Annotated in this window: 21 protein-coding genes; 17 read left to right on the top strand and 4 right to left on the bottom strand. The window is 45.1% G+C overall.

Going from position 1 to position 22962, the window contains the following annotated elements:
• Nucleotides 1-90: 90 nt before the first annotated feature.
• Nucleotides 91-885 carry a formate dehydrogenase accessory sulfurtransferase FdhD gene (gene fdhD, locus AB3351_RS19335; protein WP_371148799.1) on the bottom strand — a complete coding sequence of 265 codons (795 nt, stop codon included), beginning with the start codon at nt 883-885 and terminating at the stop codon, nt 91-93.
• Between the two features lie 149 nt (nt 886-1034).
• Between fdhD and AB3351_RS19330 the strand changes: the two genes are divergently transcribed.
• The 5 genes from AB3351_RS19330 to AB3351_RS19310 all read left to right on the top strand — a co-directional run bounded on the left by AB3351_RS19330 (nt 1035) and on the right by AB3351_RS19310 (nt 7673).
• Nucleotides 1035-1409, top strand: a complete 375-nt coding sequence (locus tag AB3351_RS19330; protein ID WP_371148798.1) for a Na-translocating system protein MpsC family protein — start codon at nt 1035-1037, stop codon at nt 1407-1409.
• A 320-nt stretch (nt 1410-1729) separates the two neighbouring features.
• Complete coding sequence (gene fdhF / locus AB3351_RS19325) at nt 1730-4681, top strand: formate dehydrogenase subunit alpha (RefSeq protein WP_371148797.1); 2952 nt, start codon at nt 1730-1732, stop codon at nt 4679-4681.
• Nucleotides 4682-5155 (top strand): helical membrane plugin domain-containing protein, encoded by a 474-nt coding sequence (locus tag AB3351_RS19320; protein WP_371148796.1) that lies wholly within the window; start codon nt 4682-4684, stop codon nt 5153-5155. It begins immediately after the preceding gene.
• Nucleotides 5156-5192: 37 nt separating this feature from the next.
• Nucleotides 5193-6011 carry a formate/nitrite transporter family protein gene (locus AB3351_RS19315; RefSeq protein ID WP_371148795.1) on the top strand — a complete coding sequence of 273 codons (819 nt, stop codon included), beginning with the start codon at nt 5193-5195 and terminating at the stop codon, nt 6009-6011.
• 264 nt (nt 6012-6275) lie between these two features.
• The gene (locus tag AB3351_RS19310; protein ID WP_371148794.1) at nt 6276-7673 is read left to right on the top strand and encodes an APC family permease; all 1398 of its coding nucleotides are present in this window, start codon (nt 6276-6278) and stop codon (nt 7671-7673) included.
• Nucleotides 7674-7728: 55 nt separating this feature from the next.
• On the opposite strand, the gene AB3351_RS19305 is transcribed toward AB3351_RS19310, so the two are convergent.
• Together AB3351_RS19305 and AB3351_RS19300 are read right to left on the bottom strand one after the other, a co-directional pair.
• A complete protein-coding gene (locus AB3351_RS19305; protein WP_371148793.1) occupies nt 7729-8103 on the bottom strand; it encodes a hypothetical protein in 375 nt (124 codons plus the stop codon).
• 64 nt (nt 8104-8167) lie between these two features.
• Nucleotides 8168-9361, bottom strand: a complete 1194-nt coding sequence (locus AB3351_RS19300) for an MFS transporter (RefSeq protein WP_371148792.1) — start codon at nt 9359-9361, stop codon at nt 8168-8170.
• 249 nt (nt 9362-9610) lie between these two features.
• Between AB3351_RS19300 and AB3351_RS19295 the strand changes: the two genes are divergently transcribed.
• From AB3351_RS19295 to AB3351_RS19240, 12 genes are all read left to right on the top strand, one after another.
• Nucleotides 9611-11272: a PhoX family protein gene (locus tag AB3351_RS19295; protein WP_371148791.1), complete on the top strand. Its 1662-nt coding sequence runs from the start codon at nt 9611-9613 to the stop codon at nt 11270-11272.
• Between the two features lie 31 nt (nt 11273-11303).
• Complete coding sequence (locus tag AB3351_RS19290) at nt 11304-11522, top strand: twin-arginine translocase TatA/TatE family subunit (protein WP_371148790.1); 219 nt, start codon at nt 11304-11306, stop codon at nt 11520-11522.
• Nucleotides 11523-11774: 252 nt separating this feature from the next.
• On the top strand, nt 11775-13052 hold the full coding sequence (locus AB3351_RS19285; protein WP_371148789.1) for a Glu/Leu/Phe/Val family dehydrogenase: 1278 nt from the start codon (nt 11775-11777) through the stop codon (nt 13050-13052).
• Between the two features lie 19 nt (nt 13053-13071).
• The gene (locus AB3351_RS19280) at nt 13072-13362 is read left to right on the top strand and encodes an SAV0927 family protein (RefSeq protein ID WP_371148788.1); all 291 of its coding nucleotides are present in this window, start codon (nt 13072-13074) and stop codon (nt 13360-13362) included.
• A 212-nt stretch (nt 13363-13574) separates the two neighbouring features.
• Entirely contained in the window at nt 13575-15095 is a 1521-nt protein-coding gene (locus AB3351_RS19275; protein ID WP_371148787.1) for an aldehyde dehydrogenase family protein, read from the top strand.
• A gap of 95 nt (nt 15096-15190) precedes the next feature.
• Complete coding sequence (locus tag AB3351_RS19270) at nt 15191-16558, top strand: putrescine aminotransferase (protein WP_371148786.1); 1368 nt, start codon at nt 15191-15193, stop codon at nt 16556-16558.
• Between the two features lie 17 nt (nt 16559-16575).
• Complete coding sequence (locus AB3351_RS19265; RefSeq protein ID WP_371148837.1) at nt 16576-16821, top strand: hypothetical protein; 246 nt, start codon at nt 16576-16578, stop codon at nt 16819-16821.
• Nucleotides 16822-16968: 147 nt separating this feature from the next.
• Entirely contained in the window at nt 16969-19095 is a 2127-nt protein-coding gene (locus AB3351_RS19260) for a sigma 54-interacting transcriptional regulator (protein WP_371148785.1), read from the top strand.
• A 202-nt stretch (nt 19096-19297) separates the two neighbouring features.
• Nucleotides 19298-19627 (top strand): hypothetical protein, encoded by a 330-nt coding sequence (locus AB3351_RS19255; protein WP_371148784.1) that lies wholly within the window; start codon nt 19298-19300, stop codon nt 19625-19627.
• Between the two features lie 211 nt (nt 19628-19838).
• Nucleotides 19839-20303: a TspO/MBR family protein gene (locus tag AB3351_RS19250; protein ID WP_371148783.1), complete on the top strand. Its 465-nt coding sequence runs from the start codon at nt 19839-19841 to the stop codon at nt 20301-20303.
• 116 nt (nt 20304-20419) lie between these two features.
• A complete protein-coding gene (locus tag AB3351_RS19245; RefSeq protein ID WP_371148836.1) occupies nt 20420-21139 on the top strand; it encodes a response regulator transcription factor in 720 nt (239 codons plus the stop codon).
• Complete coding sequence (locus tag AB3351_RS19240; RefSeq protein ID WP_371148782.1) at nt 21136-22572, top strand: sensor histidine kinase; 1437 nt, start codon at nt 21136-21138, stop codon at nt 22570-22572. The genes AB3351_RS19245 and AB3351_RS19240 overlap by 4 nt, the downstream gene beginning before the upstream one ends.
• An 80-nt stretch (nt 22573-22652) precedes the next feature.
• On the opposite strand, the gene AB3351_RS19235 is transcribed toward AB3351_RS19240, so the two are convergent.
• Nucleotides 22653-22889, bottom strand: a complete 237-nt coding sequence (locus tag AB3351_RS19235; RefSeq protein ID WP_371148781.1) for a hypothetical protein — start codon at nt 22887-22889, stop codon at nt 22653-22655.
• Nucleotides 22890-22962 lie beyond the last annotated feature (73 nt).

Raw genomic sequence — 22962 nt, 5'->3', positions numbered from 1 at the left:
TAGTAAAACAAGAATATAATGACATGGCCCTGTGATTTGAACTAAGCAAAGAACACAGGGCTATGTTATTTTTTCTTATAACATAAACGTTTACGAGTTGATGCGTTCAGGATGAGTATAGACATTAAGAGAACGGCCCCGAATAAAACCAACAGCAGTAATGCCTAGCTCTTCCGCCAGTTCTAATGCCAGTCCTGTCGGCGCAGACTTAGACAGGATAACTTCACAGCCAATTTTGGCTACTTTCAATAGCACTTCTGAAGAAATACGTCCGCTGAAAGCAATGATTTTATCTTCTAAAGAAATATTATGCTTCAGACAATATCCGTAAATCTTGTCTAATGCATTATGACGTCCGATATCCATGCGGGAGAGAAGGACGCCACCTCGGTCACACAATGCGGCATTATGAACACCGCCTGTATTCTGAAATAACTCAGATCCATCCTGCATGTCCCGTACAAGCCGGAAACAATCCTCTACGGAGAGAGAAACGTTTTTCTCGGTCATCTTTTTAGCTGTACGTGCATCATTGTAAAAGTAAAAATTTTGCCTGCTTTTTCCACAGCAAGATGTAATATAGCGTTTGGAATAGAATTGTTGGCTAAGCTTATGGGCTTTATGCAATTCTACATAGGCGAAGCCCTCTTCTTCCTGTACGAGCAAGCTTTTAATATCTGGATAAGATCGAATAACGCCCTCGGAAGCAAGGAAGCCGACAACAAGATCTTCTATATATTCAGGAGTGCATACAACGGTTGCGAACTCCTCTTCGTTAAGGAAAATAGTCACAGGGAATTCGGTCACGATTGAATCTTCGTAGGGGCGCATTTCGTTATCTTCATAACGCATAACAGCTCGTTTATGGACGATAGGCTGACTCATAATTTCTCACTTCCGTTTAGTAATCAATGATTTTTCGTGCCAGTTTCTATTCTATGCTTTTTGCTTCCAATGTCAAAATAAAAATAAATGCGCTCTCTTGCATTCGCATATAAAACATGCAATGCTACAACAAGGGAGGAAGGATACGTATGGAAAAATCGAATCGGGCGCGTATCGCTCATGAATTCAGCAATGTCGTGCGGGAAATCAGAAAGACGCATGTCGGAAAGGGACCCACACATATTATTACGCGCTTTGTTGGACCGTGGGCGATCTGTGAGATGAAAGGAAATTTGAGCAGCGTGGAGAAATTTATGAGCCGGTCACAGGAAGGGCAGCGGATGATTCATGCGACACGCACAGAATTCATAAAAAAAATCTACGAAGATCCTTCTGTAGGAAAACCGCTGGAAGAACTGGTGCACGCCAAGCTTGTGACATTATTCGTGGACTTTCGGTTTGAGATGGATACAGCGATGACAGTTTTTGTTTTTGATCGTTCATTAGATCTAGACAGTGAGTAAGATTGTGTCTATAATGTTACATGTATGTTAAGATATAATATACATAAGGTAAAGCATATATTTGGTTAAGTCGTAGGGTCGATTGCTGAAAACGCATTCTTCGCCTCTTCTTAATCGTACTGCTTTTTTGTATATGGCGGACTGGTTACCGGTACTTGCGTGTCGAAGATTATTCCATCATGAAACGGTTGTTGTAGAGATAAAGTTCGGAGTGCATCCGAAATCTCTAAAATGCCCGTTTTATGGTGGAATTTTTTTGTTTCGTATAGATCAAACAAAGAACCGGCCTGCTGATTTATGAAAAAATAAGGGGGAGAAAGATGAATACAACAAAGCTGTCCGTCCGTATTAATGGCCAACAGTATCAGGCAAGTCCAGGACAGAATGTAGTCGATGTCATTAAAGAACAAAGCATTGATATTCCGCATATTTGCTATCATCCGAATCTGGGAACGATTCAGACCTGTGATACATGTATGGTGGAGATTGACGGTCAATTGATGCGCTCCTGTGCAACAAAGGTAGCGGAAGGCATGAATATCGAGACCAAATCGACAGCAGTTAAGGCAGCACAGGTAGAAGCGATGGATCGTATCCTTGAAAATCATCAGCTGTACTGTACGGTTTGTGATAACAACAACGGAAATTGCCGCATTCATAATACAGTAGAAATGATGGAGATTGAGCATCAAAAGTATCCGTACAAAGAAAAGCCATATGAAGTAGATATGTCTCATCCGTTCTACCGTTATGATGCCGACCAGTGTATTTTGTGCGGTCAATGCGTAGAAGCCTGTCAGAATGTACAGGTCAACGAGACGCTCTCTATTGATTGGGAACGTGAGCGTCCGCGTGTAATTTGGGATAACGATGTAGCGATCAATGAATCGTCATGTGTATCCTGCGGTCATTGCGTGAACGTATGTCCATGTAATGCGCTTATGGAGAAATCTATGCTGGGTGAAGCGGGCATCATGACGGGCATGAAGCCGGAAGTAATGAGTCCGATGATTGAACTGGTGAAAGAAGTAGAGCCTGGTTACAGTGGTATCTTTGCCGTTTCCGAGCTGGAAGCGACCCTTCGCGCAACTCGGACCAAGAAGACGAAGACCGTGTGCACGTTCTGTGGTGTAGGCTGTACGTTCGATGTATGGACAAAAGGCCGTAAGATTCTAAAAATCGAGCCGACGCCAGACGCACCGGTAAACGGTATTTCAACTTGTGTAAAAGGAAAGTTCGGCTGGGATTTTGTCAATAGTGAGGACCGTTTGACAAAGCCGCTTATTCGCAGAGACGATGAGTTCCATGAAGCGACATGGGAGGAAGCGTTTGATCTGATTGTAAGCAAATTCCAAGAGATCAAAGCGCGTGAAGGCGCGGACACCTTCGCCTTTATTTCTTCTTCTAAATGTACGAATGAAGAGAACTTTTTGCTTCAAAAATTAGCGCGTTCGATCATCGGAACGAACAACATCGACAACTGTTCGCGCTACTGTCAATCACCGGCAACAACCGGTCTATTCCGCACAGTAGGCTACGGCGGCGACGCGGGTACGATTTATGATATGGCAGGCGCAGGTCTTGGTATTATTGTCGGAGCCAATCCGGCAGAGGCGCATCCGGTTATCGCAACGCGTCTGAAGCGTGCGCGCAAAGTGAATGGACGCAAGCTTATCGTTGCCGATCTGCGCAAAAATGAGATGGCTGAGCGTTCTGACCTCTTCCTGCGCCCGGCACCGGGAACAGACCATGTATGGCTTTCCGCAGTGACAAAGTACATCATTGATCAAGGATGGCATGATATTGCATTCATTCACCAACGTGTGAACGGATTTGAAGAATACAAAAAATCGCTTGAAACCTATACGCTTGACTATGCAGAAAAAACGACGCGTATCCCGAAAGAACAAATGATTCAGACAGCAAAAATGATTCATGAGGCCGATGGGACAGCAATCTTCTGGGCAATGGGTGTTACGCAGCACTGCGGCGCGAGTGAAACGAGTACGGCAATCAGTAACCTTCTGCTGGTGACAGGTAACTTCGGGCGTCCGAATGCGGGAGCATTCCCGCTGCGCGGACATAACAACGTACAGGGAGCCTGTGACTTCGGCACACTGCCGAACTTCTATCCGGGATATGAACTCGTAACGGATGATGCAGTACGGGAGCGTTATGAGAAGGCATGGAACGTGAAGCTTCCAGCAGAAAAAGGGCTGGATAACCATGGCATGATTGAAGCCATACACAATGGCGATATGAAGGCGATGTTCTTGATGGGTGAAGATATGGCATGGGTGGATGCAAACGCCAACTATATTCATGCGGCTCTTGAGAAGCTTGAGTTCTTCGTCGTACAGGACGTATTCTTGACCAAAACAGCACAGTTTGCCGATGTAGTATTGCCGGCAAGTCCAAGCCTTGAAAAAGAAGGTACATTTACAAATACTGAACGTCGGATTCAGCGTATGTATAAAGCGTTGGAACCGCTGGGTGAGTCGCGTCCAGACTGGCAGATTCTTGTTAATCTGGCTAACCGTTTTGGGGCGGATTGGAAGTATGCTAACCCTGGTGAGGTTATGGCGGAGGCCGCAAGCCTTGCACCGCTGTTTGCCGGAGTAGCATACGAGCGTCTTGAAGGCTATAGCAGCTTACTATGGCCGGTACAAGCTGATGGTACGGATACGCCACTTCTGTATGAAGAGCGATTCCCGTTCCCAGATGGTAAAGCACGCCTGACGCCGACAGATTGGATCCCGCCGGTTGAGGTTCCAGCCGAATACGATCTGTTCTTAAACAATGGTCGTCTGCTTGAGCATTTCCATGAAGGAAACATGACGAACAAGTCATCAGGATTGATGTATAAAGCGCCGGATACATTTGTGGAGATTTCACCAGAACTTGCCAAAGAGCGTGGAGTGAAGGACGGTTCGCTTGTTCGCCTAGAATCTGAATATGGTGCGGTTCGTATGCGTGTTGTCGTTACAGATCGTGTACAGGGAAAAGAAATTTATGTGCCAATGAATTCTACCAGTGAAGACTCAGCGGTGAACCTGTTAACGAACAGCTTCTTTGACCTGACTACGCATACACCAGCATATAAGGAAACAAAGGTCAAAATGCAGGTGCTAGAAGTAGAAGGGGAAAATCCGCTTCCACGGTTTAATTCCCGTTTTGGCACACGAAATCCGCAGCGTGGTGTGGAAGTTGAACGCAAATGGAAGCGTGCGGATTACCTCACGCTTGAAACTGCCGGACAGGGGGAGAAATAGATGGCCAAACCCACAACGGTCGTAAATAGAAATGAACCAACCGAGGCTGAAAAGCAGGCTCAATCGCTAGGAGAGCTGATCGGCTTTGTCGCAAAGAACGGAGAAGCGCTGCAGGAGACGTTGAGAATCATTCAACTGCTGCACGAGAGCGGGGCGCTTGAAGTCATTGGCGGATTGATCGAATCACGTGAAAAAGTAATGGAAATAGGGGTTTCCCAGCTATCCAAGCCAACGATGACACGCGGTGTAAATAACGTCATGGGCGCTGTTGGCATGCTAGGTGAACTAGAGCCGGATACAGTCAAGAAGGTATTCGAAGGCATCGTGAATGGGATGCAGCATTCTGCTGAAGAAGTACGTGCAGGAAAGAAAACCGGAATGATGGATTTAATGAAAGCTTACAAGGACCCAGATATCAATCGGGCCATGACTGTTATGCTCGGTTTTCTTAAAGGGATGGGACAGAAGCTATAACATTATAGAGAGCGTTTAAGGGAATAGGGGAGAGAAGATGGCATTTCATTCACCACAGCAAGTGGCAAAGAATGCAGTGGAAATTGGAGCAAAAAAAGCGGGGATGTCTGTACCGGACATGCTTGTCCTCGGTTTTCTTGCCGGCGCATTTATTGCATTAGGATTTTTATTGGATATTCGTACGATTGGCAATTTGCCAAAAGAGTGGGGCAGCTTCGCATCATTTCTTGGCGGAGCGGTCTTCCCGATTGGACTTATGCTTGTAATTATGGCCGGTGGTGAGCTATTGACTGGCAATATGATGACACTTCCGATCGCAATGATGTCGCGTCGGGTGACAATGGTCCAAATCGCACGCAATTGGTTCTGGATTACGATTGCTAACTTTGTGGGCGCAGTCTTTGTGGCATATTTCTTCGGTCATGTGGTTGGATTGACAGAAGCGGGTCCATTTCTTGCGAAGACGGTTGCTATTGCAGAAGCAAAGCTTAATGATAGCTTTTTTCAGGCCTTTATATCGGCGATAGGATGTAACTGGCTTGTATGTCTTGGTGTATGGCTTGCCTTTGCATCAGACGATATTGCAGGCAAGATCCTAGGTATTTGGTTTCCGATCATGGCGTTTGTTACGATTGGATTTCAGCACGTTGTAGCAAACATGTTCGTCATTCCGGCAGCGATCTTTGCCGGTAAGGTTACATGGATGGAGTATCTGGGCAACTTCGTACCGGTATTCTTAGGAAATGCTGTAGGCGGCGCAATTTTTGTCGGAGCGGTCTATTGGTTTGTGTATTTGCGTCAAGAAAAAGCAGTTCAGGTACAAGCTCAATATCAGACATTAAAGAAAAACGCATAATATAGTAGAAATAAGGTACTTTTCCGAAGGAAGGGTGCCTTATTCTTTTGTGCATAATGTATGCGCATTTTCATACTATTTTAAAGCTTCGATAAGCTTCCAAAATATTCCCTAATTGTTTTTCTGCCTAATTTTCCTCACAATAAAGAGCAATTCTCCTTTCTTCATTTAAAATATTTCTAATTTTTATATATGGCACACTATTTGCTTTTTAGAAACTGTACAAGAATTTTTTGTTGTTCTTATTGTGAGGAGGAGTGATCAATGCAAAAATCTGCAAGCCTAAAGCGTTCTTTAGGACTATGGCCAATCGTTATGCTAGGGGTCGGTTATATGACACCTATGGTAGTATTCGATACGTTTGGCATTGCTTCTGATGAAGCGAATGGACATGTCCCGCTTGCTTATGTTATCGCTTTGGCTGCCATGCTATTTACCGCATTTAGTTACGGGAGAATGGTTCGGGCTTTCCCAAGCGCCGGGTCTGCATACACGTATACCCAAAAGTCGATTAACCCCCATCTAGGATTTGTGGTAGGTTGGTCTTCCCTACTAGATTATTTGTTGCTTCCCATGGTTAATGTACTGTTGACGCAGATTTATCTCTCAGCGTTGTTTCCAACCGTCCCGGCATGGGTCTGGGTAGTGGGGTTTGTAGCAGTCGTAACATTCATGAACGTAGTCGGTGTAACATCGATGTCCAATTTGAACACATTTCTTGTTGTGTACCAGATTCTTGTAGTCGCTATCTTTGTTGTCTTGGCGATTCGTGAATTGCTTGGCGGAGCAGGTTATGGAACCGCTTTCCCAACAGAACCCTTTTATACACCGGACATGCAGATATCGGCATTGATTGTGGGTGCGACCGTGCTCTGTTTTTCTTTCCTTGGATTTGATGCTGTTACGACATATGCGGAGGAAACGCCAAATCCAGTGAAAACGATTCCGCGTGCTATTTTTCTTACGGCATTGATCGGTGGCTTAATTTTTATTGTTGCTTCTTATTTTACACAGGCTGTATTTCCGGACATTTCACGATTTAAAAATCCCGATGCTACTTCACCGGAAATCGCATTGTATGTCGGGGGAAAGTTCTTTCAGTGGTTTTTCTTGGCCGGCGCTCTTGCGGGAACGATTGCTTCCGGAATGGCTTCCCATGCCAGCGTGTCGCGTCTGCTGTACGTAATGGGCCGTGACAATATTCTACCAAAAAGATTATTCGGTTATGTCCACCCGCGTACACATACGCCGATATACAATGTAATTTTGGTGGGGCTGATCTCGTTAACAGCGGTGTTTTTTACGCTTGAAATCGCTTCCTCCTTCATTAGCTTCGGTGCCTTGATAGCGTTCACATTTGTAAACTTATCAGTAGTTGCACATTATGCAGTGAAGAATAAACAGTATAAGACGTTCGGGAATTTGCTGTCTAACGTAATTATTCCCTTGATTGGAGCCGCTTTCGTTGCTGTGCTTTGGTACAATCTTGAGTCGAGCTCGTTTATGATGGGGATGATCTGGTTTACGTTAGGTGTTGTGTATCTTGCTTTTGTTACCAAGATGTTCAGAGTACAGCCAATGGATATTCATTTTGAAGAGGCAGATGAATCTTCGTATATTGATGAAGAAGATAGCGTAGTGACTGGACAACGTTCAAGCTAATAAAGCAAAAAAAGAAAGGCGCCTTTCCTTCTGCGGGAAAAGCGCCTTTTGACATTTATACAAGTCCTCCGGCAGCACGGATAAGCTGCATTGTTTCTTTGTGGCGGTCAGGACGCACCACTACAGTAAGCAGAATGTCTCTTCCGCGAATGATATCCTCTCCTCCATCACTGAGACCGCTTGCGCTTGGATGAGCACTCATCATTACATTCGCATCAGGCTGTGTGGGGGTGGCATCTGTGGTTAGTGAAGCCAGGCTGGCAAAATTTCCGGTAATGGATTGAATCGTATGATCCGGCTCAGGACCGGGATACAAACCAATACGGTCAATTTGGGTGGCGATAATGCCTTCCTGTGCCGCCAATTGCTGTTGAATGTTTTTGGCTTGTTCAGGCGTATTGAAATAGGCAAGAATGTATTTTTCGTCCATAGTTTGTCGCTTCCCTTTCGTAGAATGAAAGCTTATGTTCTTAGTGTTAGCTGTATGGTACGGTTTATACATGAGCAGGGAAAACGTGGCGCATGAACGCCCAACAACAGAGCAGCAGCAGGTTTAATACAAGTAAATAGAAGATGAGCGCTAGAGAACTTGTGGTAATCCCGACAAGCAGTACAAATGAAAACGTACTGAGTAGGCGGCCCAGACTAAAAGCAAATTCCCGAATGATAATATATTCGACGCGCAGCTGTGCCTTCTCCATACTTTCTCCGATAACATCGAAGCTGGTTGATACAAGCGGGATGGAGAAAAAGGGATAGAATAACGCGGTTCCAATGCCTAGAGCAAGCAGTGTGCCAAAGCGAAACTGGATGAGAAGCGGCAGTACTGATACGGCCAGCATAATGGCACCGATAAACAGAAACCGCTCGCGCCTTACCGGACGAATCCATTTACCAACGACATAATAGGATAGTAGAGAGAGGATCGATGTAAGAAGTGCATAGACCCCTACGGTAAACTCGTTGGCTGAGATCACAAAGACGAGAAGACCAACAAGAAAAATCATGACACCTTCCCTTATTCCCCAGAAAAAATACGAGAATACAACATAGTGCCATTTTGATATGGCACATGTATCCGCCCACACGCGCCTCAAATCAAGCTCCCCTTCGCATTTTCTTCCTTGAATGAAGAAGCTAACGGCAACTGCGAGCACGAAGATCAGGAGTGAAAGCGAAAAAATAAGTCGGTATCCTTGCGTCTGGTGCGTAACGAGCCATCCCGCAAGAAAGGGAGCCCCCCCGGCAGCCAGTGATATCATAAGCCCGTTTGCTCCGTTGAAGGTATCCCGGTTGTCCGGGCCGGTAATTTCGAAATACATTACATAATAACCCAGCCAATAAAATCCTGCGCCGGTGCCGAGCAAAAGCCCAAGTGGAATCACGTAGACGGCAGCGGATTTTCCTAATGACAATACAGTGAGATAAAATGCAGCCATGATTAAAACACCAAGCCGAATGCTTATGACTCGGTCCCATCGCTTGATTAGATGACCCCCTACCCAAAATGCGAGCGGAATAGCAAGGAAAGCAAACATGTTGTACAGCCCGATCACGGCATAGTCGCTTTTCACTTTCCACAGGTAGACGTTGACGAAAGTGTTGGAGAGGCCGATTGAGCTGAGATACAGTGTATTCATCAGCAGCAGAAGGCGGGCCTGTCCATCAAGTTTTCCTGTCTGTTCCATGAAAAAGCTCCTTTGGTTGCAAAGTAAATCCTTCAAGCTTAGCTTGTCCGTTCTGATGTGTCTTTGCCCAAGAAAACATTTCCAACAAAAGGGCGAAAAACTCACTCCATAGTTATGCTTTATGTTTTTAATGAAAATTTACACGATTTTAAAACAAGATTAAAAGTAGCATAAGAATATGCTTGTACAATGAAATCATGTGCCAGCAGGCAGAGACACAGTAGAGGAAAAACGGGGAGTGATACATGTATGGAAATGAATCGAAGACAATTTCTAACTTATCTTGGCACAGGTACGGCTGCCCTGGCATCGCTTGCGACAGGCATTCCGGCATTTGCGGCTGAGCGCACGCTTTCCGGTAAGACAGCGGATCATCTCTTCGGCATGGAAGAGGACAAGCGTAAGCCGATCAAAGTAAAATTCAAGCCGATTCAAGCAACGAATAGAGATGAACTGGTGCTGCCGCAGGGATACAAATATGATGTTATTGCATCGTATGGTGACAAAATCAACGAAAAAGGTGACACATTTGGATTCAACAATGATTTTACCTGTTTTTTGCCCATCGATGGAAATCATGAGCATGGACTGCTATGGGTAAATCATGAGTATGTAGGGGAATTAGAATATTATGTAACAGGTTATGACGCATTAAATGCGGACCCGAAAAACAATATGCGTACAAAAGCCCAAATCGAAAAGTATCTCTACTCGCTTGGCGGCTCTGTTATTGAAGTAAAGAAGGAGAAAGGAACGTGGCGTCTGATCCCAGATTCAAAATACGGACGCAGAGTAAGCGGGTTAACCAAGCATAAGTTGACAGGTGCAGCAGCAGGCCACTCGGCAGTAGGCGGCGCTCACGAAGTGATTGGTACATTCGCTAACTGCTCGGGTGGTGCAACACTATGGAACACCATTCTTTCGTGCGAAGAGAATTTTGATAGTGTAGTCGCAGATACCAAGCTAAAGGATGCAACACATTATGGCTGGGTGGTAGAGGTAGATCCATTCGATCCGAATTCTGTACCCAAAAAACATACAGCATTAGGTCGGTTTTCTCATGAGAATACAGCCATGACGATAGCGTCAACCGGTCAGCTTGTAGTGTATATGGGGGATGATGCCAATGATCAGTATGTATATAAATATGTATCCAAAAATGCATACAGCAAGAAAGCAGGCAAAGCAAACACCAAGCTGCTTGAAGAGGGGACATTGTATGTAGCGAATTTTAGCAAAGGGAAATGGATCGCGCTCGATTACATACGAAATGAAGCATTGCAAACAGCAAAGGATGCTTCAGGAAAGGCGTTGTTCACGTCACAAGCAGATGTGCTGGTAAATTGCCGGGATGCAGCCAAAGCAGTAGGAGCTACTCCGATGGACCGTCCGGAAGATGTTGAGGTACATCCGCTTGATGGCAGTGTATTCATCGCCCTTACGAACAATTCGAAGCATGGGAATTTCTATGGACAGATTGTGCGGTTACTTGAGAAGGATCATAACCATGCGGCTCAGGAGTTTACATTTGAAATTTTTGCTACAGGCGGCCCGCAGAGTGGATTTGCAGCACCAGATAATCTTGCGTTCGATAGTGCCGGAAACTTGTGGGTTGTAACTGATATTTCATCTTCATCGATGAATAGCGGAATTTATAAATCATTCGGTAATAATGGATTGTTCTTCATTCCAACATCCGGCGCAGATAAAGGAGCGGCTGCGCAGTTTGCTTCAGCCCCAATCGGTGCTGAGATGACAGGCCCGTGGTTTACACCGGATGAGAAGACGCTATTCTTAGCCGTACAGCATCCGGGTGAGAACTTAGCATCATATGCAGAACCGACGAGTCATTGGCCAAAAGGCGGCAATGCAATTGCTCTGCCAAGCGTTGTTGCCATTACAGGATTTTAATTAATCTGCATAAAGGAAGGGAGATCATACTATGCTTTCAAACATTGGGGTTCCTGGCTTAATTCTTATTCTTGTCATTGCGCTGATCGTATTTGGTCCAAATAAGCTTCCAGAAATCGGACGAGCTTTTGGACGTACACTCACTGAATTTAAAAACTCGGCCAAACATCTTACAAGTGATGAGGAAGAAGATAAAAAAGCATCCACACTTTCGACAAATCAGGACGAGAAAGTAAAAAGACTTTCATAAAACTTAAGAAACGATATAGGATGAAGGAGCAGCCGAAAGAAGAGGCTGCTCTTTTTTATATGCGATTTAGCATATATCTAAAATGTTATGCATGAATATTATTCTCCTGTCGATAGATTATGCAATTTTGCGTAAGGATACTAGGTCAATCGGTTCGATTTTGCACGTTTCCCGTTGTTTTTCACTTGGCATGCTTATTGCTACTTTAAATTTATTAAACAGCAAATTGTAAATAATGAGGTGGATATAGCCATGAATAAAACGATAACCAAGCAAGAGCAGGTAAAAAAGAAGACGAGCGAACTTGAAGCGTTTCAATCAGTATTACGGGAAGCTATAGAACGCCTGCATTACTCTGAAACCGTCTACACATTTTTAAAGGAGCCTATGCGGGTGCTTGAAGTTAATATTCCTGTGAAGATGGATGATGGTACGACGCAGATCTTCAAAGGGTATCGTGCGCAGCATAATGATGCAATGGGTCCGACCAAGGGAGGCATCCGTTTCCACCCGGAAGTTGATGCGGATGAAGTAAGCGCTCTCGCGGGATGGATGAGCTTGAAGTGTGGGATTACCGACCTGCCATACGGCGGTGGAAAAGGCGGCGTAATCTGTGATCCACGTACCATGAGCATGCGTGAGCTAGAGCGGTTAAGCCGTGCCTATGTTCGTGCAGTGAGTCAGATTGTTGGCCCTTCTAAGGATATTCCGGCACCGGATATGTACACCAATTCACAGGTAATGGCATGGATGCTAGATGAATATGATCACATTCGGGAATTCGATTCTCCAGGATTTATTACGGGAAAACCATTGGCTTTAGGTGGATCAAAAGGTCGTGAGACAGCGACTTCTCGCGGCTTATTCTACATCTTGCAGTTTATTGCCGAGAAAAAACAAATGAAGTTGCAAGATATGCGCATTATCATTCAAGGCTTTGGGAATGTAGGCAGCTACTTGGCGGAGTTTCTGCATGAATGCGGAGCAAAAGTAGTTGGTATCGCCGATGTTATGGGCGGCATTTATGATGAGAATGGCTTAGATATTCCTTATTTAATGGAGAAGCGGGATTCATTCGGTGCCGTAACTCATCTATTCAACTCCACAATGTCTAATGACGAACTTCTAGAACAAGAATGTGACGTATTGATTCCGGCCGCTTTGGGTGGACAGATTACAGCAGAAAATGCCCCGCGTCTCCAATGCAAAATTATCGTCGAAGCCGCAAACGGACCGACTACAACTGAGGCGGGGAAAATTTTAAGCGAACGTGGAGTTACTGTCGTGCCGGATGTACTGGCTAACTCGGGTGGTGTGATTGTCTCTTACTTTGAATGGGTGCAAAATAATCAAGGCTATTATTGGGATGCTGATCTTGTAGATGCTCGCTTAAAAGATAAGATGGAAACCAGCTTCCAAAAAGTATATCAAACGGCTGAAGCCCACCAAGTGGATATGCGGACAGCAGCCTATATGGTAGCGGTTCGCCGTCTTGCGGAGGCATGCCGCCTGCGTGGCTGGGTTGAATAAACAACGGGAGGAATGCAGAATGGAATACCTTTTTGATGAATCAGAACAGTCAATGACCCGTTATGTCTGCTTGGCAACGGATGAAGCTCGTTATGACTTTTCATTTGTATACAGCAGTTTGTTCCAGGGCAAGAGCTTTATTACATGCCTTCAAAGCGGACAATCGCTTCTGCTTTCTCATGATGATCTCCATGATGAGAAGTATTGGGTAAAGAAATTGGCTGTTGCAGAGGAAGATGTAGACAAAATTAAAGAGTTCTTTGCAGCGGCGCTCCCTGCATTTCCACCTGCTGTTTCACAATATGACTAGAATCTATGCATATATGAATAGAATTATTAACAAACGCATAGAAATATCGGAATAATTGAAATGAATGAAAAAGATAAAAAACCGTATAAAGCTGCGTAACATCAAGGCATAGTGGCTAATTTCTATGCAGATATGAAAGTTGGCATCAACATTGCAGTTATATAAAGACAAATCAAATAAAACCTTTCTATAAAACGTGAGGAGGAATATAAATGGCAGAAGTAAAAGCAGCACGTGCAACCGTACCTGGAGTGAATCCGACAGAAACATTAAAGATGTTTATCGATGGGCAATGGGTCGAGACAGCAAGCGGTGAAACAAGAAATGTCATTAATCCTGCAAACGGTGAAGTGATTGCGGTAACAACAGAAGGAACAGAAGAAGACGTACAAAGAGCAGTAGCTGCCGCAAAGCGTGCTTTCTATGAAGATGGCTGGATGGATACACCGGCAAGCGAGCGCGCTCGTCTGTTGCTTGCTATTGCAGATAAATTGGAGCAGCGTGCAGAAGAATTTGCACAGCGTGAAACATTGGATAATGGAAAACCGTTGCGTGAGACTGGATTTGATGTGGCGGATGCTGTTGCTTGCTTCCGTTACTATGCAGGAATTGCAACGAAGCCGCATGGTCAAACATACGAAGTATCCGATCCGATGCAGGCGATGGTTGTACGTGAGCCAATTGGTGTATGCGGACAGATCATTCCATGGAACTTCCCGCTGTTAATGGCAGCATGGAAACTGGCTCCGGCGCTTGCCGCAGGAAATACTGTCGTGTTCAAACCTTCGGAAGTAACACCGATTAATGCGATTAAATTGTTTGAAATTCTAGAAGAAGTCGGTTTCCCGGCAGGCGTAGTAAACCTTGTACTAGGCGCAGGCCCGGTTGTTGGTCATGAAATCGCAGTCAATCATGATGTCGATAAGGTCGCATTTACCGGTGGTACTGCAACCGGACGTCATATTATGCAAGCGGCTACAGGCAATCTAAAGAAGATTTCGCTTGAGCTTGGCGGTAAGTCACCGAATATCGTATTTGCGGATGCAGATTTTGAAACGGCAGTAGATTATGCGCTGTTCGGTATCTTCTGCAACCAGGGACAGGTATGCTCAGCAGGTTCTCGTCTGCTTCTCGAAGAAAGCATCTATGATAAATTCATCGAACGCTTAGTAGAGCGCACAAAGAATATCCGTGTAGGTGCAGGAAATGCAGAAAGCACAGAAATGGGTCCGCTGATCTCTGAAGCTCATATGGAAAAAGTCTTGAATTATATTAAAATCGGCCAAGAAGAAGGCGCTGTACTTGCATGCGGCGGAAACCGTATTACAGAAGGTGAATACGGCAAAGGCTTTTTCGTAGAACCGACAATCTTTATTGATACAACACCTGATATGCGCATCGTACAGGAAGAGATCTTTGGACCGGTGCTTGTTGTACAGAAGTTTAAGGATGAAGCGGATGCTGTCAAATTAGCGAACGACACGATATATGGATTAGCTGGCGCTGTCTTCACACAAGATGGAGCAAAAGCACAGCGTGTTATCCGTAAGCTGCGTGCGGGAATTACCTGGATCAACAGCTATCACCCGACATATAACGAAGCACCTTGGGGCGGCTATAAGCAAAGTGGTATTGGCCGCGAGCTTGGCACATTCGGCTACGAGGAATATACCGAAGTAAAACAAATTAATATCAATCTACAGGTAGAGCCGGTGGGTTGGTTCGAGAACTAAATCGTCACTATGCAGAACAGAATAGAGTCATGCCCGGCCCATATACAGTGGGCCGGAGGTTTAATAAAAAAGTGAAAGTACGGAGGGGAACTTCTATGTCAAACTATAATGAAATACTAGAATATACATCAAAAGTGTTAAGCATGATCGAGAAAACGGATGTAACCCAAGAGGAAGCTGCATGGATTACAAATGAAACGGTTACAGGCTTCCGCGAGAATGTAAATGCAGGTTTTCTTGACTATCGTAAATCCGTAACCAAAGGCGGTCAATTCGCATCTGTAGAATGGAAAGATGCCGGTCTGAACTGCTTTGTTGATGTAAATGGAAAAGAATATATCGACTGTCTCGGTGGATTCGGTATTTATAATGTAGGTCATAGCAACCCGAAAGTTGTAAAAGCAGTACAGGATCAAATGGCGCGTCAACCGCTGCACAGTCAGGATTTGCTTGATCCGCTTCGCGCAATGCTGGCTAAAACATTGGCGATGCTTACACCAGGAGATTTGAAGTACTCATTCTTTGGCAACAGCGGTACGGAGTCGGTGGAAGCTGCATTGAAAATGGCGAAAATCTATCACAGCGAAGAAGGACGCAGCACATTTATTGCAACTACGCGTGCATTCCACGGTAAGAGTCTGGGTGCTCTATCCGGTACGGCTAAAGGAGTATTCCGTAAACCGTTCATGCCGCTCGTTAATGGCTTCCGTCATGTCGCATTCGGCGATATTGATATGATGCGTAAAACGATGCAAGCTTGCCAAATGGTCGGCGAAGACGTAGCCGCAGTTCTATTAGAGCCGATTCAAGGAGAGGGTGGTGTCATCATTCCTCCAGATGATTACTTGGCGAACGTACGTCAGCTGTGTGACGACTTCGGTGCCCTGTTGATCTTTGATGAAGTACAAACAGGTATGGGACGTACAGGAAAAATGTTCTGCGCTGAGCACTATGATGTAGCACCGGATATTATTACCCTTGCAAAAGCGTTTGGCGGCGGCGTTATGCCTGCAAGCGCAACAGTTGCGACAGAGAAAGTATTCTCCAAGCTGTTTGATAATCCATTCCTGCATACGACGACATTCGGTGGAAACCCACTTGCATGTGCAGCAGCGCTTGCGACAATTAATGTATTGATTGAAGACAAATTACCTGAGCGCGCAGCAGAAATGGGAGAATATATGATGAAGGGACTGCGTGAAGCGGCTGCAAGTCATGGCGACAAAGTACTTGAAGTACGCGGCAAAGGTCTCTTGATTGGTATCGAGTTCGTTAATGACGAGATCGGTTATGAGGTAGCAAAAGGCTTCTTTGATAACGGTGTACTAACTGCGGGTACATTAATCAACGCAAAAACAATCCGCATTGAGCCGCCATTAACGATTGAAAAAGAACAATGCGATAAAGTATGCGCAACGTTCGCTAAAGTGTTAGAAGACGTAAACAAAGCTGTACTTGTATAGGAAGTTATAGGATGACCATTCAGTATCCGGTGGTAAGTCCTTATTATGGAGTGGTGGAGAAAGTTCTCCACCCTTTCTCATCTTGTTTTTACGAATGGGATACATTGTTTCTTATTCGTACAGATGACGGAATGGTAGAAGAAATTGTGGTTGATATTAGCGGGCATGTCCACTCACTAGAAGTAGGAGATGGAGACCGGGTGATACCTGGGATGGTCCTTGCTTATATTGAGGAGAAGACAGCGCAAATTGATGGTATATAAATGATATACAAGCAGGAGGCTTAGAGGATATCTCACAGCTTCCTGCTTATTCTTGTATGCAGATGCGCATAACCATATTGAATTATGCAGAGAATTTCAATAGAATTACACTACGCATAATTTTCTGAATTGAAAGGGGATGGGAAGGTGTTGGTATTTACCGAAGACAATGTGCGCGGGATTTGTTCGGTTTCTACGGATATGTCATTCACCGAAGTAGAGAGCTATGTAGCTGAACAGAAGGAGCCGGTCCTTTTCGTTAAGAAAAAAGATGAGATTCTCGGTTATATCCGGGCACATGACATTATGGATGAGATGGAGACGCAGGAGCCAGAGAAGGAAAGACACTTCTGGCTATCCCAGCTCATTCCACTGCATTTCGCGTACCATATTTACTGTGATGTCCCTGTCCCCGACATATTTAAGCTGCTGGGAGAAGAGATGGTCATTGTCAAAGACAAGCATGACCAGGTATGCGGATATTTGCGCCGTGAAGATATTCTTATTGAGCTATTGCGTCAAGATGACCACAATATTGATTTGTTCCGCACAATTCTTTCCTCCATTCCGATGGGAATTTTCGTTGTTGATAAGCAGGGTGCGATCATTAACTACAATGACGAAGGTGTGCGCATGATCCGTTCGGAGAGAGAGAAGCTCCATAACCGTCCTGCTCATGAAGTGTTTGGCGCAGAGCAGATTGAACGCGTATTTACAACGGGTGAGACGATTTTAAATCAGCTGCATCTACGGCCTGAGATGGGAATACTAGCGGACTATAGCCCAATTCTGACACCGGATCATGAGGTGAAGGGTGTCATCATTGTAGTACAGGATTTGCCAATGCTTGAGGAAATTGCAATGGAACTTGATTATGTTAAAGATTTAAATAAAGATATGAAAGCGATTCTTTCTACTATTTATGATGAAATCCTTGTTGTAGATGCTGAAGGAAAATTGATGCGCTTTAGCGATAACGATGAAATCAATTTCCGGCAGGGTGACCTACGGGAGCTTGTAGGGAAGAACTTGCTGGAGTTAGAGGATAAAGGACTGTTTAAGCCTGCGGTGACCCGGCTTGTTTTGGAGCAGAAGCGAAAAGTATCAGTCATTCAAGATTTGAATAACGGTTGTAAAGTGCTCGCTGTCGGCAACCCGGTATTCGATGAAGAAGGGAAGATCGAGCGGATTGTAATCGCTTCCCGTGATATTACGGAGACAAGCAAATTAAAAAACGAGCTGCGTGAAGTTAAAAAGCTCTCTCAACAGTATAAGGAAGAACTGGAAAATCTAAAAAGCCGACATACACTGAACCGAAGTGTGGTCTATTGCAGTCCAAAAATTGATCGCATTATGCGTGAAATTGAAAAGATTGCACGCTTCTCATCCACAGTGCTGCTCACGGGGGAATCGGGGGTAGGAAAGGAAGTATTTGCTAAGGCGATTCATCAATTGGGCGTGCGTGCAGCGAAGCCTTTTCTCAAAATTAATTGTGGTGCCATTCCTGAGAACCTGCTAGAGAGTGAATTGTTCGGTTATGAGAAGGGGGCATTTACTGGAGCGGATCCGCGGGGAAAAGAAGGATATTTTCAGAAAGCGGACAGCGGCGTTTTGTTCCTCGATGAAATTGGTGAGATGCCACTTTCCTTGCAGGTGAAGCTGCTGCGTGTACTTCAGGAGCGTGAAATCATTCCGGTCGGCAGTACTGATACCATGCAGGTGGATGTGCAGATTATTGCTGCCACGAATAAAAATTTAGAGCAGCGCGTGGAGGAAGGAAGCTTCCGTGAAGATTTGTTCTATCGCTTAAATGTAATTCCGATTCATATTCCGCCGCTGCGGGAACGTCCGGAGGATATTCCGGTGCTTGCTTACTATTTCCTGCAAAAGCTCAATGATACGTATCATCGTGATATTCAGCTAAGTCCGGATGCACTCAACTTGCTTGAGGTTTATTCGTGGCCGGGTAATGTGCGTGAGCTGCAGAATATTATTGAACGCGCGGTTGTGACGACGGAAGATGAAATGATCGACGCCGGTCATCTGAATCGATTCCTCCAATGGAAGAAGGCATCGACCAAGGTTAAGCCGATTATTACGAATCTGATCCCACTGCAGGAAGCATTGGATGATGTGGAAGAACAGCTTATTATCCTAGCGATGGAACGGTACAAAACAACGACCATGGCTGCCAAAGCACTTGGGATTAGCCAATCCTCTGTAAGCCGCAAATATCAAAAAATCCTTCAAAAGCAAACGAGTATGCATGCATAATATAATTGCTTCCCGCACCTGCCGCATCAGCTTTTGCGCAAACCAGGTGCGGTTTTTTTGTCGAACGAAAATTTAAGAAAAAATTAACTTTATCGTCACAATTGTTTACAAATGTTGTATAATTTCTTTTGGATGATATTTACATTTGCTAATATTTCCAACGTGCCAATAGTAATAAAATGCTGGAAGGAAGAAAAAGAAAATGTTAACACAAGTATGTAGGTATGAAAAAGAACAATTTTCCTGCTTTGATAACATGACCGAGACATTGCTGCACGAAATAAATCAACAAATCATTCGTATCGATATGGGTGATAAGGAAAATGTAGAAGAAGAAAGAGCGTATGCGAAGTGGCGGCTTATCCATCTCCAACAATGCTTTGGCGATTGTGTACCGGATCAGTACCGCAGTACGTATAACTCGCTCTGGAGCCAATTGTATCGCCTAGAGCATCAGGAGAATTATCGACATCCGTATGTCGCCTACCTCATTGAAAAAGTTTTTTGTCAGAAATCGTCTTATACAGGATAGCTGCCGTTCTATGTAATAGAACGGTTTTTTATTTGGCTTGGAAAAGCAGAGAAGCGATGGATCCCATATGGGCGGGAAGGCAGCGCTGACAGCGCGAGAATATGTGCGATTAAATTTGGACATGCAGAAGATAATGCTGCATAAAAGAGTGAAAAAGGGGGTATCTATTCAATGAATAAATGTTCATCATGCCTAAAGAAAGGGGAGTGCAATGAAGAAATCAACTATTCTTGTGTTTGTTCTTACGTATGCGCTATTTTCAATCTCCGGCTTTCTGTTTCAGCTTGACCCAACATGGTATGAGGCGCTGGCAAAGCCATCGTTTACACCGTCAGGAAGCTTTATCGGCATGGTATGGATCGTGCTGTATGCCTTGATTTCTTTAGCGGTAGCTATCCTCCATCAGAAGATCGGACTTCAACGCATAAGTGGTGGATGGCTTGCCTTATTTATTCTAAATTATGTACTGAATCAGGCATTTAGCTATTTTCAATTCGAGCAAAAAGACTTGTATGCCGCGTTTCTTGACTGTCTTGGTGTAGCCGCGACCACTCTCTTGCTAGTCATTTTCACGCCAAAATATTCGAAGGCTGCCGCCTGGCTCTTCGTGCCGTACCTGCTTTGGAGCAGCTTTGCTACGTATCTGTCCTGGTTGTTCTATACGATGAACCGCTAAGCTAAGGCACGTCCTGCTAGATTTAAGGTAGAGTTAAGCAAGCGGGCTTTCCGCCTGTGATATAATGGCGGAAAACGCGCCGTATATGGCGGCTCGAGGTGACAGACTTGCTTGCAATGCCCGATATTTCTAGCAAAAAAATTGTCCTGATTGACGATGAATTGGATATTCTCCATTTGTTAGAGACAGTCTTGAAAAAAGAAGGATTTATCCATATATACAAAGCGTCAGACGGCCGACAGGGAATCGAGCTGTGTCGCAGTGAACAGCCGGATCTGATCGTGCTCGATATTATGCTGCCTGACATGGATGGCTTTGAGGTCTGCAGGCAGCTGCGTACGTTTACGGTAGTTCCGATTTTATTCTTATCCGCCAAAAACGAGGATGCGGATAAAATTCTCGGCCTGGGACTTGGCGGTGATGATTATATTACGAAGCCGTTTAGCCCGAAGGAAGTAGCGTATCGAATGAAGGCGTATTTTCGCCGCCATCATCAATATGCCAAGCAGCATGAGGAAGAAAGCGTACATCAATTCGGTGATATTGAAGTTGATGAAAAGCGCGGTGAAGTGCGGAAGGCAGGCGGTCCAATAACGCTCACAGCCAAGGAATATCAACTGCTGCTGTTTTTAACGCGCCACCCGAACCAGATCTTCAGCAAAAGCCGTTTGTATGAAGCGGTGTGGCAGGAGGCGTATCTCGGCTATGATAACACTGTTATGGTACATATCAGGCACCTGCGTGAGAAGCTGGAGGATACCCCGTCCTCCCCAAAATATTTGCTGACGGTACGCGGACTTGGATATAAGCTGCGTGTCGGGGGCGATGCAGAATGAAATGGAAGATGACAAGCTTATTTCTCGTTCCGCTTGTGCTCATGACCGTTGCCTGCACATGCATTAATTTAGCGGCCGCTTTTTATTTTCTGACAGGTGGGGAGTCATCCGAGAAAACGGTAGGCTCGCCCTTTTTTTCATATTCCACTTATACAAGAGATTTCCAGCACTATATTACATTTACGGACGGAAAGCCGAAGCTTACGTCGGAAGGTGTGGCCAAGCTTACAAAGCGGGGAGCATGGTTTCAGATCATCGACGAGTCGGGTATGGAAGTCTATGCTCTGTATAAGCCGAAAGCCGCGCCTGTACGCTATACGCCAGGTGAATTGGTTCACTACTATAAATATGATAATTCGATTGAAGGCTCTACGCTGTTTACAAGCTGGCTGAGCCATAATGGAACTAAGTGGACCTACATTGTAGGCTATCCCATGGAGCATATCGCCAAATACATTACCTATTTCAGTCCGTTTCGTATTATGAACTTCTGGAAGGAAGGGATTGTGGTTGTGCTTGGGCTGAATTTCCTGATGGTGCTTACGTTGGGATATATATTCGGCCGCAGGCTTACCCGCCCGCTGGTTACCATTATTAACGGCATCAAAGCACTTGCCCGCGGACAGTATACACTGCTGCATCACCCGCGCGGGCTGTATAAAGACGTATACCACAGTCTTAATCAACTGGCCGATGCACTGCAGGCGGGGGAGACGCAGCGCGTGCGGCTGGAGAAAATGCGGGAGGAATGGGTGACGAATCTTTCCCATGATATTAAAACGCCGCTTGCTTCGATCAAGGGGTACGGGGAAGTGCTTGCCGATCCCGAGTACGACATTGCGCCGGAGGAACAGCGGAAGTATGCGGACATTATTGTGGGCAAGACGCATTATATCGAAAAGCTGGTCGATGACCTGCGCTTAACCTATCAGCTAAAAAATCACCTGCTGCCGCTGCACAAGCGGGAAGAAAACGTAGTGGACATTGTTCGGGAGATTATTATCGATTTACTTAATGACCCCCAGTATGCGCAGCGGGACATTGAGTTTGCGCCCGCCTGCGAGCGGATCGGTTTTACATGCGACCGGGCTTTCCTTACCCGCGCTTTTACCAATCTGATTTATAATGCCGTCATTCATAATCCCGTATCTACACGTATGCAGGTACATATAACGAAAAGCAGCCAGAGGATCGAGATGCTCATTGCAGATAATGGGCAGGGCATCCCTGAAGAAGAGATCGAACAGCTGTTTACTCGCTATTACCGTGGTACGAACACCAGCGCCAAGCATCAGGGGTCCGGTCTCGGGATGGCGATTGCCAAACAGATTATTGAAGCGCATCAGGGGGAGATTGAAGTGAAGAGCGAAGCGGAGTGCGGCACGCAGATTCGCGTGTTATTTCGTGCTTCTGATCCGGGTGCGGACCGTTAGTACATACCGGTGCAGAAACTGCTAATCATAAAAGGAGCCGCCAGGTTTTCAGAATGAAAACCCGGCGGCTCTTTTGTTGTTTACTTATTCATGTATGGGGCGATGAACGCTTTGACCATCTCCTGCATCTGTGGTGAGAGTCGGCTGTACATCTCCATCATCTCAGGCGTAACATGAAAGTCTTTGTTGTTCGCAAGGAATTCTGCGGCATTTTTAGACATCGCCTCAAATAGTACCATTTGTTCCTTTTCCGGCAGTTGCAGTGCGTTTTCGAACATTTGTTTAAACATCTTCATTTGCTCTTCCGTCATCATCATATCCCTCGTTTCCTGATGTGTTTTTTTCTTCTTCTATTATACATTCGGAATGCTTGCAGTAAAAGCAGGCAGA

It is taken from the genome of Aneurinibacillus sp. REN35 (assembly GCF_041379945.2).
Classification (GTDB): Bacteria; Bacillota; Bacilli; order Aneurinibacillales; family Aneurinibacillaceae; genus Aneurinibacillus.
The sequence above is the reverse complement of the archived record's forward strand: the minus strand, read 5'-3'. Positions and strand labels throughout refer to the sequence as shown.